Below are 13,824 nucleotides of genomic sequence, written 5' to 3'. Positions count from 1 at the left end.
GATTACTCCGCCTCTTTGGTCATGTTCCAAAACACCGGCACGGGCGATGGCAGCATGTTCTGGATCGTGTTCCGACGCGCCTGCGGGATCAGATATTCACCCATCATGATGTAGTTGACGTTATCCATGACGTGTTTCTGGATCTCGACGGCCACTTCCTTTTGCGCCTCGGGCCCTTCGGCCTTCATGAACTTCGCGCGCAGCTCTTCGACCTTGGGGTCATCGGGCCATCCGAACCACGCCTCGTCGCCACGGCCACTGACCATCACATTGGTCAGCGGGTCCGAAATCTCGGGCACCATCCAGTTGGTGAAGAACATGTTCCAGCCACCCTCAGAGACCGGGCTTTGCTGGGCGCGGCGCTGCACGACCGACTGCCAGTCCATCGACTGCATGTCGACTTCGAAACCCGCCTCGCGCAGGGCTTGGGCCGCCACCACCGGCTGGTTGATCAGGCTGATCACATCCGTTGGCGCCATCAGCACGATGGGCGTGCCGTCATATCCCGCCTCTTCGAGCAAGGCCTTCGCCTTTTCCGGATCCGCGCCGCCGGTCACGATCTCAGCATCCGCTTCGTCGCCCAGAGGGGTCGAACAGCCAAAGATCGCGCCGCAGACGTTGTAATAGGCCGGGTCGCCCTGCATCGTTTGCAGCATGGATTCTTGGTCCAGCGCCGCCATCGCCGCCTGACGCACCAGCTTGTTGTCAAAGGGCGGGTGCAGGTGGTTGGGCCGACCGATGGTGACATAGCCAAGGTCATCGCGGGTCTCGACCGTGACCTCGGGGCTGGCGTCGAGGATCGGCAGCAGGTCGATCTGCACCTGTTCGAGATAGTCAATCTCCCCCGCCGAAAGCGCGTTGATCGCGGTCAGCGCGTCGGGCATCGTGGTCCAAACCACACGGTCGACATTGACCACCTTACCGCCAGCCATCCACGAGGCTTCCTCGTCACGCGGGACGTAGTCGTCGAACTTCTCATAGGTGACGTTCACGCCAGGCTCGTATTCATCTTGGTTAAAGACGAAGGGGCCGGAGCCGATATATTCCGTGATCGTCTCATCCGCCGAGGTTTCGGCCACGCGCTTGGGCATGATGAAAGGCGGCACGGCGGATTGTTTGGAGATCACCGACAAGAGCGGGCCAAAAGGCTCGGTCAGGGTCCAGACGACAGTCTTCTCGTCGCTGGCTTCAAGGCTCTCGGTCACGTCAAAGATCAACTGCCCGCCGCCGTCACGCTTGCCCCAGCGTTTGAGCGAGGCCACGACATCTTCGCCAGTCACCGGCGCGCCGTCATGGAACATCAGCCCATCGCGCAGGGTGAAAGTATAGACGAGCCCGTCATCCGAGACCTCCCAGCTGGCCATCTGGGGCTGCGGCTCAAAATTTTCGTCCACGGCGGTCAGGACGTCATAGACCATATAACCGTGGTTGCGGGTGATATGCGCGGTGGTGATGACCGGATCGAGAACCCGCAGGCCCGAGTGCATGACCGCCGTGATGGTCGTTTCGCCATCCTGCGCCGCCAGAGAGCCGGGTGCCAAAAGCGCCGTGGTCGCGGCAAAGGCGGCGGCAAGTCCGCGCGACTGTTTCAGTGCCGATCGTAGAGGTATCATGTGGTTTTCCCTTGTTGAGTGATCTTTTGGTTTTTATTGGGCCAAGGCGGTCTTGCCGCCCTGGTCAGGTGGTGCGCTTTGGGCACCCTTGGCCCCGAAACGAGGGCCATTCGGAGAATGCCGAAGCCCCGCACGCAGGCGCGTGAAGGGCAAATCGGCCGGATTGAGGGGCATCGGCCCCGGTGCACAGGCGACAAGGATGTCGCGCGCGATGGGGGCAAAGTCTGCGCGGAAATGGGTGGAGCTTTTGACCACCAAAAGGTCCATCTCTTCGGGTTGGATGCCGACAAAGCGGAACATCTCGCGGTCGGCCATCTGGGCGATGCGGCTGGTCACGACGACATGGACCCCGCCGATGCGCAGGCAGGCCGAGGGGCCGAGGTTCAGCGCCGTGCCGCCATAATAGGGGCCGGTCGCGCGCAGGGTTCCGTCGCAAAGATGCTGGACCGTCGCCATCGTTTCAAACGGCGCGTCATCCGTGATTTCGGCATGTCCGCCAAGGCGCAGGTTAACCTCGGCACCGACCCCGGCCTGATGCGCCGCTTCGGCGGCGGCGGGGTCGACGATCAACCCGATGGCCGCGTTCTGGGCTTCGGCCTTGACGAGCGCGCGCAACATGCCCGTGGTGGCCGATACGCCGCCCGCGCCGGGGTTGTCTTGGGTGTCGGCGATGACCACAGGCCCACGCCCCGGCCCGGCGGCACGCGACAGGGCCTCGGCCACGGCCCTGTCGGGATCATAGGCCTCATTTTCCAAGAAGGCGGGCGCTGCCGCCTCATAGGCTGCGGCAAGCCTGTCGGCGGCGGCGTCTGCTGCGGTCTGCGTCTCGCCATAGGCAACAGCCACCGGGCCGCAATCGGGAATATCCGCCGCCGGGAAGCCCATGAACAGGCTGGCCGAGAGCGCCCCCGCGGCTTCACAGGCGGCGACCCCCTCATAAAGTTCACGCCCCGGCGACATTTCGGTCGATTGAAACGGGATCGGCACAAGATATGACATGTGGCGAAAGGCTTTGGCCGGGCGCTGGCCGGTGGTCATGATCCAGTGGAGCTGGCGGGCCGCGGCAGCGCCGGTATCGGCCATGTCCACATGCGGATAGGTGCGAAATCCGACGAGCACATCGACATTCGCAACGAAATCTTCAGAGATATTGCCGTGCAGATCCAGCGCCGTGGCGATGGGCACATCCGGCCCCACGACCGCACGCAGACGGCGGACAAGCTCCCCTTCCCCGTCATCGAGATGCTCCGCCACCATGGCGCCGTGCAGGTCCAGAAAGACCCCGTCGAGCGGCCCGGCTTGCCGAATGCCTTCGATGATCTCACCCGCAATCGTCTCATAGGCGTCGCGGCTGACATGGGCCGAGGGGATCGCCCCCGCCCAGAGGATCGGCACGATGTCCCAACCCTGCGCTTGGCCCACTCGCAGCGCACCCGCCATGCCAAGGTTGACCTCTTCGAAGGCGGGCAACATCGCCGCGCCGCGCACCATGGGGACATAGCCACCGCCCAGTTGGAAAGCCTGCATATCCGCCGGATTGGGGGCGAATGTGTTCGTCTCGTGCAGAAAGCCCGCAACAGCCACGCGCATTCCAGAACCACTTTCCAAACCCGTCTCCTTCACCTTCTCGGCCCCGTCATCCGCGGGCCACGCCCATTGTGTATCGCATTGCAATACAGCTATAGTGCACAGCAAGCGTAAGCGGCGCTTTAACGATTCGTCAACTACAGGACATTTATGAGTAGATTTTTCCGTGAAGATGCCCCGCAGGCGGCGCAGAATCAGGCAGAGGACGACCGTTTGTTCGTCCGGGCGGCAGATCGCGCAATGCAGGTGCTGGGCGCCTTTCACAACGCGACCGGGCCGATGACCCTTTCCGACATCGCCAAGACCGCAGGCATCGACCGATCCGCAGCCCAACGGCTTGTGCATACGCTCACGAAGAGCGGGTATATACGGCGTAGCGGGGATGATCGCGGATACCTGCCCGGCATCCGACTGTTGGATCACACGCTTGATCTGCTGCGGCTCGACCCCGTGGTGCAGAAAGCCACGCCAGTCCTGCTGGAACTGCGCAAATCCCTGCGCGAGCGGGTCGATCTCAGCCTCTATGACGAAACGCGCCTGATCTATGCCCTGCGCATGCAAAGCAAACGCGAGACCTTTTTCGCCACCCTCGTGGGCCATAGCGTGCCGACCTTCTGCACCGCTGGCGGGCGTGCCGCGCTGGCGCAGCTTCCCGATGACGCGGCGCGCGAAATCCTCACCCGCGCGCCCTTGCACCCCTTCACCGCCAGCACCAAGACCGACCCCGAAGCGATCATAGCCGAGCTTAGCATCGCCCGCGAAAACCGCTTTGCCGTGGTCTGTGATGAATATGCCTTGGGCGAGGTCGCGGTGGGCGTCGCCATCACCGACCGGAACGGCGCGCCGCTCAGCGCGATACATCTCGCAGGCTCCCTTTCGGAATACACGCCGGAGGAATTTGTCGCCAAGGCTGCCCCCCTCGCCATAGAGGCCGCCAGCGCCATCATGGCCGGGTGATCGCTGAAAGCCTCGAATGTAGCCAGCCGCACCGCCGACAACGCATTTCGCCGCGAATTTACTTGCGTTGCTAAATTCTTTCTCCGAAGTTCGCGCCATCAGGGTGCGGATGCCGCTTTGAAAACGACTGAACGAAAGGAACCGGAATGACCGACAGTAAACCGCTTTGGCAATGGGACGCGCAGGAAATCGCAAGCGCGACCCGCGCAGGAAAACTCTCGGCGGTTGAAGCGACCGAGGCGGCGATTGCCCGCATGGAGGAGGTCAATCCGGCTTTGAACGCGGTGGTCGAGACCCTCGCCGATGAGGCCCGCGCCAAGGCTGCCGCCCTCGACAAAAGCGACGCGCCCAAAGGGCCGCTGCATGGTGTTCCGGTCACGATCAAGATCAACGTCGACCAAAAGGGCCATGCCACAAGCAACGGCGTCCCCGCCTTCAAAGACATCATCGCGCCCGAGGATGCGCCGGTGGTGCGCAACCTCAAACAGGCGGGTGCCATCGTCATCGGGCGCACCAACACGCCGGAGTTTTCCTTTCGCGCCGATACCGACAACCCGCTTTATGGGCGCACCTACAACCCTTGGGGGCGGCATCTGTCGGCAGGCGGCTCCTCCGGCGGCGCGGGCGCGGCTGTCATGGCCGGGATCGGCGCGCTGGCTCATGGCAACGACATCGGCGGCTCCTTGCGTTTCCCCGCCTCGGCCAATGGCGCGGTGACGGTCAAGCCGGGCCTAGGCCGGGTGCCCGCCTACAACCCCAGCCAAAAGGCCGAGCGCGGTCTCTTGGCGCAATCCATGTCGGTGCAGGGGCTGATCGTGCGCAAGGCGGCTGACCTGCATCTATCGATGCCAAGCCTGATCGCCGCAGATGCGCGCGACCCCTTCCATGTGCCTCTGCCCTGGCGCGGCGCGCCGATCGAAGGCCCGATCCGCGTGGCCTTCACCCGCGATGATTTCGGCTTTGGCCTGCATCCGGATGTGGCCACCGCACTCGACAAAGCCGCCTCTGCCCTGTCCAACGCAGGCTACGCCGTCGAAGAGGTGGAACCGCCCCTTGCCTATGAAGCCGGCAAAAACGGCTATCGCGCCCTGATGGGCGAAGTCGAAGCGCTGATGGGCGAGGACATCCGAACCCACGGCTCCGACGATCTGAAGGCGATTTTTGAGGATTACTACGCCGAATACCCGCCCTTCAAAGGCACCGAACAGCTTGCCATGCTGGCCAAACGCACCCATTACGCGCGCGAATGGTCGCTGTTTCTTGAGGACTACCCCCTCGTGCTGACCCCCTTCATGTTCGCCCCCTTCTTCACCGCCGGGCGCGACACCGAAGGCCCGGAGGGCGTGCGCGAAGTCTTGGGGAAGGGGCTTTGGTCCTTCGTCATGAACTTCACCGGCCTGCCCGCGGGCAACATCCCCACGCATATCGCGGAACTGCCCCAAGGCCCGCAGCCCATCGGCGTGCAAATCGCAGGCCGCCGCTGGCGCGAGGACCTGATCGTTGACGCGATGGCCGCGATCGAAGGTGAGATTGCCCCGGTTTGCACGCGGTTGTGGGGGGCGTGAAGTAGCCTCAAAGCGTGACGCCGATGGCCCGCATCTACTGTGAGGCGGGCCAACGGCTAGCGGTAACTCAGGCGGTCGCAGGCTTCGTCCACAGCGGCTATGGGCCTTTGACCCCGTAGCTGCCCGTGAAAATTTCCTCCACCGGGGGATGGAACAACGTCCTGTCAGGATATTGCGCGACCATCCGGTCGAACTGCCCCTGCGCTTTGGCGTGATAGGCCATATCGTCGACGCCGGGGATGGCACCATCGCGCATGACGAACCGCCCCGCGATCATCACGTCCGATACGTCGCGGCCTGAGCCGTTAAGCAGGATCGTCTGAATGGCGTCGATGCGCTGCCCGATGTCGGGGCTGTCCAGCCGGATGACGTTCAGGTCGGCGGCGGCTCCCGGAGCCAGCCGACCCAGATCCGCGCGGTTCAGCGCCGCAGCGCCGCCGAGGGTGGCGGCATCGTAGAAGTCGGCGGCGCGGACGGCGGTCGGATCACCCTCCGCGATACGGGCGGTCATCACGCCCAGAGCCATGTTCTGGATCATGTCGGCGGGATGCGTGTCGGTGCCCATACCGATGGGGACGCCAAGGTCGCGGAATCGTGCGAAGGACTGCATGATCTTGCCGCTACGGGCCATCACCAGCGGGCAATGAGCAAGGGCGGCACCGGAGGCCGTCAGGATTTCGAGATCAGGTGCGGCATGGGTGATGCCGTTGAGGCCCGACAGGAACAGCCCATGCGGCAGGATTGTGGACGGAGCAAAAAAACCGGTATCGCGCAGCAGTTCCAACGGGCTTTTGCCATGCTGTTGCAGCACCAGATCATATTCCAGCCGCGACTGGCAGCAATGCAGGCGGATCGGCACGCCCAGATCGCGGGCAGCCGCCCCGCTGCGGCGCAGAAGCGCGGGCGTGCAGGTCTCGATCCGGTCGGGGGCCAACATGGTGCGGATCAGCCCGCCGTGGGTATTCTCGTGCCGCGCGACAAAGGCTTCGGCCCCGGCCAGCCCCGCAAAGCCGCGCGGTTCATCATAGTGGAAACCGATTTGCCGATCTTCATTCACCACCAGATTGCCGCTGCGATAGGCGGGGCCGAGGTAGACCCGCAACCCGAGGTCCGCCGCCGCCTCTGCCGCGGCATCGAATTCCTCTGTCGTCTCGCCCCAAGCGCGGTAAAAGAGCGAGGCAATGGGCAGCGCCGTGGTGATGCCGTTGCGGATCAGCCGAGTGAAGGCATAGCGTTTCTGAAAGGCCAGTTCCTCGGGCGTGTACATCTCACGCGGGCCAGCGGCCATGTAGCTCTCGGGCCAGACGCGGCCCTTCAACTCCGGCGGATGATTGTCATAGCCAAGCACAGTGGTGTCGAGATCGGCCAGCGCGTCGAGGTCGATGAACCCCGGCCCGATCAGCGCCTCGCCGAAGTCGATTGTCTCGGCCACGTCGCCCGCGAAGTCATGGCCGACGTGCAGCACCTTTTCGCCTTCCACGACCACGGTGCCATTGCGGTAAAGGCAATGTTGCCCGTCCTCATGCCCCACGACCCAAGCGGCGGTCAGGGCGCTGCGTTTCAAGCGCTCTGCCATGCCGCCTCCGTCTCGCCATTGCGGGCCACGATTTGGCCGCCCGATAGGACCAAGCGGCGCGGCGGGCGTTGGGTGATGGCCTCCGAGACCGCTTCGACATCGACCAACATCAGATCCGCGCGGCAGCCTTGGGCGAGGCCGTAGTGCTCAAGCCCCATCACCTTCGCGCCTTCGGTGGTGCAGGTGTCGAGCGCCCAGCCGACCTCCACATCCGCACGAAAATTGTTGCGCAGGCCGACGAGCATCGCGCGCTCCAACATGCAGGCGTTGCCGTAAGGGGTCCAAGTGTCGCGGATGCCGTCGTTGCCCGCGCAGATCGCGATGCCGCGCTCGCGGCAGGCGGCGACCGAGGGCACCGGGCGCGCAGCGGGCGCGGTGGTGGCCAGCGAGACCTCCAGCGCCGCGATTCGGTCGAGCAGCCCCGCCACCCGCGCCTGATCCCCCATGCCGAGGCAGAAGGCGTGGCTGACCGTCACCCTGCCCTGCATCGCCAGCGCCTCGGTCCGGTCGAGGATCATCTCAAGGCTAAACGCCCCCATCTCACCCGGCTCATGCAGGTGGATGTCGATCGGCTTGCCGTGTTTCTCCGCCAGTCCAAACACCGCGTCGAGCTGCCCCTTGGGGTCACGGTCGATGCCGCAGGGGTCGAGTCCGCCGACGATATCGGCGCCCTCGCGCAGGGCTTCGTCCATCAGTTCCAGCGTGCCGGGGCGGATCATCAAGCCCGATTGCGGAAAGGCGACCGTCTCGATCTGCATGACATCCGCATAGCGCGCCCGGGTGGCGGCCACGCCCCGGTGCAGGCTCAACCCATGTTCGGTGTCGATATCGACATGGCTGCGGATCGCCGTGGTGCCCTTGGACAGCGCCAGCGCCACCTGCCGTGCCGATTGCCGCTCTGCGTCCATGTCCAACTCGTGACGCAGCTTGCGCTCCGTGTCGATCATCTGTTGCAAGCTTTTGCCCTGCTGATGCGGGTGCCAGGGCATGCCCCAGAGCGTCTTGTCGAGATGTGCATGCGCATCGACGAGGCCCGGCAGCGCCAGCGCGCCGCCGCAATCCTCTACGGAGACCTCCCCGGTCGGCGTGATCTTAGGCGCGATCTGCGCGAAGCGCCCGCCTTCGATCAGCACATCGGCGGCATCCGCCCCCATGAGGCGGAGGTTCTTAAGCAGCAAAGGCTTGGTCATGTCTTGTCCTGTCTATCGTGTCAGAGGGGCGACGCGCGCTTGCGGGGCGGCGGCTTGCTTGACGCGCGGCAGGGCATAGGCGCCGGTCTTGGCGGTCACCAGCCCGGTCGCGGCAAGGCCAGCGGCCATGCGGATGGCAAAGCCCACACCGTCGATCACCGGCACGCCCGCGTCGCGGCCCAATTGCTCTAGATGCGCGCTCATGCCCGCGCAGCCCAGCACCACGGCCTCGGCCCGGTCTTCCTCAACCGTCTGGCGGATCTTGCGGGCGATCAGCGGCAGGGTCTGCACCGGCGCATATTCGAGGTCGAGCACCGGGATGTCGGCAGCATGTACGGCGCAAAGCGCGCGGCCACAGCCGTAGCGGTCGCCAAGGTCTTCGATGATCGGCACGGCCCGGGGCAAGGTGGTCACGACCGAGAAGCGTTTGGCGATCCGCCCGGCTGCAATGAGCGCGGCTTCGCACAGACCAATCACCGGCCCCTTGGCCACGGCCCGGGCGGCATCGAGACCGGGATCGTCGAAACAGGCGATCACATGGGCCGCAGCCCCCGCCGCTTCGGCCTCAAGAATCGCGTCGAGCATGGCGGGCACGGCGCGCGCCTCATCGGCATAGCCTTCGATGCTGGGCGGTGTCGCCCGTGCGGTGGCGGCAACGACCTCGACCCCCGGCCCGGCCTGGGCGCGGGCGGTGCGGGCGATGGCCTCGGTCATGCCCGCGGTCGAGTTTGGATTGATCAGGTGAATTTTCATCAATTGGCTTTCTGTGTCACGCCAACCGGCGGCGTCTCGGGAACCTTGAGCTCGAACTGCCGGTCGGAGGTGATGTAATTGTCGGCATGCAGCCGCGCGATGGGCTGGTAATTTTCCGGCCGGACATAGCGGCCCGCCTCGTCAAGGCAGTTGTCGCGCACATGCATCTGCACGACACGGCCCAGAATGATCTCGCGCCGGGCATAGCGGATGGTCTCTTCGACCACGCATTCCATGGCGCAGGGGCTTTCCGCGATCCAGCCACCGTCGATCTGGCTGGCGGGGGTCATGGTCAGCCCGGCGGTCGCGATCTCGTCCACGTCCGGCGCATAGCTGATGCCGCAGGTGATCATCGCCTCGGCCAAGGCCATGTCGACCATATTGACGCAGAAGCTCTGACGCCGATCGATGTTGGTGACCGTGTCTTTGATGCTGCCATCGGGACGGCATTGGATGCCGAGGATCACGATCGGCGGCTCCTGCGAGAAGACGTTGAAAAAGCTCATCGGCGCGGCATTGGGCACGCCATCGGCGCTCAACGTGGTGACCAGCGCGATGGGGCGCGGTGCCACGAAGCTCGACAGCAGCCGGTAGCGGTCGCGTTCTGGCAGGGTGGTGAAATCGAACTCCATCCCCCCTACTCCGCCGCCAACCGAAGCCACGGCTTCAGCCGCCCCTCGTCCGCCGCGTGACAAGCCGACTTCTGACCGCCCTCGCGCAGGTTGAGCGCGGGGGCCACGTTTCGGCAGGTGTCATTCGCCATCGGGCAGCGCGGGTGAAAGGCGCAGCCGGGCGGCGGCGAGATCGGGTTCGGCACCTCTCCTGCCACGGGCGCGCGTTCGGCGCCGCCAACGGTCAGCTTCGGCACCGTTTCCATCAGCAGGCGCGTATAGGGGTGCTGCGGGTTGCCGAAGATCTCCTCCTTCGGGCCGACCTCGACGATCTTGCCCAGATACATCACCGCCAACAGATCGGCCATGTACCAGACCACCGCCAGATCGTGGCTGATGAAGATGTAGCTCATGTTGAACTCGTCTTGCAGGTCCTTCATCAGATTGAGGATTTGACTCTGCACACTCACGTCCAACGCCGAGGTCGGCTCGTCGCAGATCAGCAGTTCGGGGCGTGTCGTAAGCGCCCGCGCGATGGACAGACGCTGGCGTTGGCCGCCGGAGAACTCATGCGGGAATCTCTTGGCATCGGCGGGGTTCAGACCGACCTGGCTCAGCAGTTTCTCGACCTCGCGGGTGACCTCGGCCCGGGTCTTGCAGATGCCGAAGTTCTTGAGCGGCTCGCCGATGATGTCGCGCACCCGCCAGCGCGGGTTGAGCGAGGCATAGGGGTCTTGAAAGATCATCTGCATCCGGCGGCGCAGGGCGGCAGGTTTGCCGGGGGGCATATGGGTGATGTCGTCCCCCTCGAAGCGGATCGTGCCGCCGCTCGGGCTGTGCAATCCCATCAACAGCCGCGCCACGGTGGATTTGCCGCAGCCCGACTCGCCCACCACGGCAAAGGTCTTGCCGCGCGGCACGTCGAAGCTGATGTCGTTCACCGCCGTGAGGATACGGCGCGGGCGGCGTTCCAGCAGCCGGTTGAGGAAGGGTTCGGACACGTCGAAGCGTTTGGAGATGTTCTGCACGCTGAGGATGTCGTCGGGGGTGATCTGGGGGGTCATGACGTCTCTCCGTAAAGGTGACAGGCGACTTGGCCGGTGCCGGCGTCCTGCGGCGAGGGGCGGATGCTGTGGCAATGGTCCATCGCCCGGGGGCAGCGCGGTGCAAAGGCGCAGCCGGGCGCGGGGTTGCGCAGGCCGGGCATGGCGCCCTCGATCTGCGTGAGGCGCCGGTCGCGGATGCCGATCTGCGGGATCGAAGCCATGAGGCCGCGGGTATAGGGGTGCAACGGTTCTTCGATGACCTGTTTCACATCGCCGATCTCAACCAGCCGCCCGGCGTACATCACCGCAACGCGGTCCGCCGTCTCGGCGATCACGCCCATGTCGTGGGTCACCAGCACCACCGCCGTGCCGTTCTCGCGGCAGAGCCGCTTAAGCAGGGAAAGGATCTGCGCCTGCACGCTGACGTCGAGCGCCGTGGTCGGCTCATCCGCGATGATGAGCTTGGGCTCGGCACAGAGCGCCAGCGCGATCACCACCCGCTGCCGCATCCCGCCTGAGAACTGGTGCGGGTATTGGTCAAGCCGCGCCTCAGGGGCCGGGATGCCGACTTCGGCCAGCCAGTCGATGGCCCGCTGGCGGGCGGTCTTCTGGTCGAGCCCGAGATGCACGCGCATCGTGTCGATGAGTTGCTCGCCCACGGTATAGACCGGGTTGAGGCTGGTCAGCGGGTCTTGAAAGATCGCGCCGATCTCCTTACCGCGAATGCGGCGCATCTTGTCGGCGGGCAGGTTGTCGATCCGCGCGCCGCGCAGCCGCACCTCGCCCGTGCGGATCAGGCCGGGCGGTTCGATCAGCCCGGTGATCGCCGCCCCCGTGATCGACTTGCCAGCGCCGGATTCACCCACCAGCCCAAGGATCTCGCCTTCGTCGAGGTCGAGGCTCAGCCCCTTGACGGCCTCCAGCGGGCCGCGCCGGGTGGGGAATTCGACAACGATGTTGTCCAGTTCGAGAAGTGACATGGGATTACCTCAGCGCAGTTTGGGGTTGAGCGCATCGCGCAGCCAGTCGCCCAGCAGGTTGACCGCCAGCACAAGGATCGCCAATGCCGCGGCGGGAAAGACGACGACCCACCAGATGCCCGAGAACAGGAATTCGTTGCCGATCTGGATCAACGTGCCGAGCGAGGGCTGGGTGGGCGGCATGCCGACACCCAGAAAGCTCAGCGTCGCCTCGGTCAGCACCGCCATGCCGAGGTTGATCGTCGCGATGACCAGCACGGGGCCCAGCACATTGGGCAGGATATGTTTGATCATGATCGCCAGCTTGCCGGTGCCAAGCGTGCGCGCCGCCTCAATATATTCCTTGCGGCGTTCCACCATGGTCGAGCCGCGCACGGTGCGGGCATATTGCACCCAATTGGTCAGCCCGATCGACAGGATCAGCACAATGAGCGCCGACTCGGCCTGCGCCGAACTGGGCAGCGCACCGCGCAGAATGCCGTTGATCAAAAGCGCCACGAGGATCGGCGGGAAGCTCAGCAGCACATCGGCGATCCGCATCAGCACCGCATCGACGATCCCGCCAAGAAAGCCGCCCAAAAGGCCAAGCGCCACGCCCATCACGGCGGCAAGGATCACGCTGGCGAAACCGACCAGCAGGGAAATCCGCATCCCGTACATGATCGACGAGAGCACATCGCGGGCCTGCGTGTCCGTGCCAAGCAGGTAGGCGGCGCTGCCACCCTCGGCCCAGGCCGGGGGCAACTCACTGTCGAAAAGGTCCAGTTCGGCGATGTTGAACGGGTCCTGCGGCGCAAGGCTCGGGGCGAAGATCGCCGTGAGGAACATCGCCAGCAGCACCAGCGCCGAGATCACCGCCACGCGCGACTTGCGGAAGCTGTAGGTGATATCGCTGTCCCAGAAAGCGTAGAGCATGGGCATGAAGTTTGACATAGGGAAACCTCCTCAGACGCCGCGCGCGGGCGTTCTTTCGGCCTGCAGGCGCGGGTCGGCGACGTTGTACAAAAGGTCGACCAGCGTGTTGATGACGACGAAGATGAAAGACACCAGCACCAGATAGGCGGCCATGACGGGGACATCGGTAAAGTTCACCGCTTGGATGAACAAGAAGCCCATCCCCGGCCATTGAAAGACCGTTTCGGTGATGATGGCAAAGGCGATGAGCCCGCCCAGTTGCAGACCAAAGATCGTCATTACCGGAATGAGCGTGTTCTTCAGCGCGTATTTGAAATGCAGCATGCGGTTCGGGATGCCGCGGGCCTTGGCGAACTTGATGTAATCCGCGCGCAGCACCTCCAGCATCTCGGCCCGCACCAGCCGCATGATCAGCGTCATCTGGAACAGCGCCAGCATGATCGCGGGCAGGATCAGCGCCTTGAGGCCCGATACCGTCAGGAACCCCGTGGTCCACCAGCCAAGATCGACCACCTTGCCGCGCCCGAAGCTTGGCAACCATCCCAGCGAGACCGAGAAGACGAGGATCAGCAGAATGCCGGTGACGAAGGTGGGCACCGAGATCCCTAGGAGCGAGATCACCTGCAACCCTTGGCTCAGCCAGCCGCGCGGGTTGAGGGCGGTGTAGATGCCCAAGGGCACCCCAAGTGCCAGCGCCAGACCGGCGGCGACCAGCACCAGCTCGGCGGTGGCGGGAAAGCGTTCGGCCAGAAGGTCCGAGACGGGGCGGTTGTTGCGATAGGACTGACCAAAGTCGCCCTGCGCCGCATCTGCGATGAAACGCCCGTATTGCACCAGAACGGGGTCGTTGAGCCCCAGTTTCTCGCGCATCTCGGCGCGGTCCTGCACGGTGGCGTCTTCTGGCAGAAGGTTGGAAATCGGGTCACCCAGAAAGCGGAACATCAGAAAGGCGATCGAGGCGACGACGAGCATCACCAGCGCGGCCTGTATGATGCGGCGGATAAGAAAGGCGAACATGCTGGCCTCCGGCT

General features: G+C 64.6%; 12 protein-coding genes. 2 read left to right on the top strand and 10 right to left on the bottom strand.

The genetic code is table 11. From position 1 onward, the window contains the following. Positions 1 to 2: 2 nt before the first annotated feature. Entirely contained in the window at positions 3 to 1,613 is a 1,611-nt protein-coding gene (locus tag ACGYKA_RS16620) for an ABC transporter substrate-binding protein (RefSeq protein ID WP_394402441.1), read from the bottom strand. 33 nt (positions 1,614 to 1,646) lie between these two features. Continuing rightward, positions 1,647 to 3,203, bottom strand: coding sequence for a M81 family metallopeptidase (locus ACGYKA_RS16615; protein ID WP_394413673.1), 1,557 nt, complete (start codon positions 3,201 to 3,203; stop codon positions 1,647 to 1,649). Between the two features lie 147 nt (positions 3,204 to 3,350). Here ACGYKA_RS16615 and ACGYKA_RS16610 point away from each other — a divergent pair, with 147 nt between their 5' ends. Together ACGYKA_RS16610 and ACGYKA_RS16605 are read left to right on the top strand one after the other, a co-directional pair. After that, positions 3,351 to 4,157: an IclR family transcriptional regulator gene (locus ACGYKA_RS16610; protein WP_271689002.1), complete on the top strand. Its 807-nt coding sequence runs from the start codon at positions 3,351 to 3,353 to the stop codon at positions 4,155 to 4,157. 146 nt (positions 4,158 to 4,303) lie between these two features. Next, complete coding sequence (locus ACGYKA_RS16605; protein ID WP_271689001.1) at positions 4,304 to 5,722, top strand: amidase family protein; 1,419 nt, start codon at positions 4,304 to 4,306, stop codon at positions 5,720 to 5,722. Positions 5,723 to 5,819: 97 nt separating this feature from the next. Here ACGYKA_RS16605 and ACGYKA_RS16600 read toward each other — a convergent pair whose 3' ends face one another. Genes ACGYKA_RS16600 through ACGYKA_RS16565 form a run of 8 tightly spaced genes read right to left on the bottom strand, consistent with a single transcriptional unit; the run spans position 5,820 to position 13,810 of the window. Continuing rightward, positions 5,820 to 7,298, bottom strand: coding sequence for a chlorohydrolase family protein (locus ACGYKA_RS16600; RefSeq protein ID WP_394413676.1), 1,479 nt, complete (start codon positions 7,296 to 7,298; stop codon positions 5,820 to 5,822). Continuing rightward, positions 7,283 to 8,488 carry an amidohydrolase family protein gene (locus ACGYKA_RS16595; protein ID WP_394413680.1) on the bottom strand — a complete coding sequence of 402 codons (1,206 nt, stop codon included), beginning with the start codon at positions 8,486 to 8,488 and terminating at the stop codon, positions 7,283 to 7,285. The genes ACGYKA_RS16600 and ACGYKA_RS16595 overlap by 16 nt, the downstream gene beginning before the upstream one ends. Before the next feature lie 12 nt (positions 8,489 to 8,500). Next, positions 8,501 to 9,241, bottom strand: coding sequence for an aspartate/glutamate racemase family protein (locus ACGYKA_RS16590; protein WP_168613627.1), 741 nt, complete (start codon positions 9,239 to 9,241; stop codon positions 8,501 to 8,503). Beyond that, positions 9,241 to 9,873, bottom strand: coding sequence for a flavin reductase family protein (locus tag ACGYKA_RS16585; protein ID WP_168613626.1), 633 nt, complete (start codon positions 9,871 to 9,873; stop codon positions 9,241 to 9,243). Before ACGYKA_RS16585 ends, ACGYKA_RS16590 begins: the two co-directional genes overlap by 1 nt. Positions 9,874 to 9,878: 5 nt before the next feature. After that, positions 9,879 to 10,916, bottom strand: coding sequence for an ABC transporter ATP-binding protein (locus ACGYKA_RS16580; RefSeq protein ID WP_394439240.1), 1,038 nt, complete (start codon positions 10,914 to 10,916; stop codon positions 9,879 to 9,881). Next, the gene (locus tag ACGYKA_RS16575; protein ID WP_394413686.1) at positions 10,913 to 11,878 is read right to left on the bottom strand and encodes an ABC transporter ATP-binding protein; all 966 of its coding nucleotides are present in this window, start codon (positions 11,876 to 11,878) and stop codon (positions 10,913 to 10,915) included. Before ACGYKA_RS16575 ends, ACGYKA_RS16580 begins: the two co-directional genes overlap by 4 nt. A 9-nt stretch (positions 11,879 to 11,887) precedes the next feature. Continuing rightward, positions 11,888 to 12,811, bottom strand: coding sequence for an ABC transporter permease (locus tag ACGYKA_RS16570; protein WP_168613040.1), 924 nt, complete (start codon positions 12,809 to 12,811; stop codon positions 11,888 to 11,890). Positions 12,812 to 12,823: 12 nt separating this feature from the next. Next, positions 12,824 to 13,810 (bottom strand): ABC transporter permease, encoded by a 987-nt coding sequence (locus ACGYKA_RS16565; protein ID WP_394413689.1) that lies wholly within the window; start codon positions 13,808 to 13,810, stop codon positions 12,824 to 12,826. Positions 13,811 to 13,824 lie beyond the last annotated feature (14 nt).

Origin of the sequence: Sulfitobacter sp. 1A15106, from assembly GCF_043556995.1 — a bacterium.
In the GTDB taxonomy this organism is placed as follows: domain Bacteria; phylum Pseudomonadota; class Alphaproteobacteria; order Rhodobacterales; family Rhodobacteraceae; genus Sulfitobacter; species Sulfitobacter faviae.
This window is presented reverse-complemented; position numbering and strand designations above follow the sequence as displayed.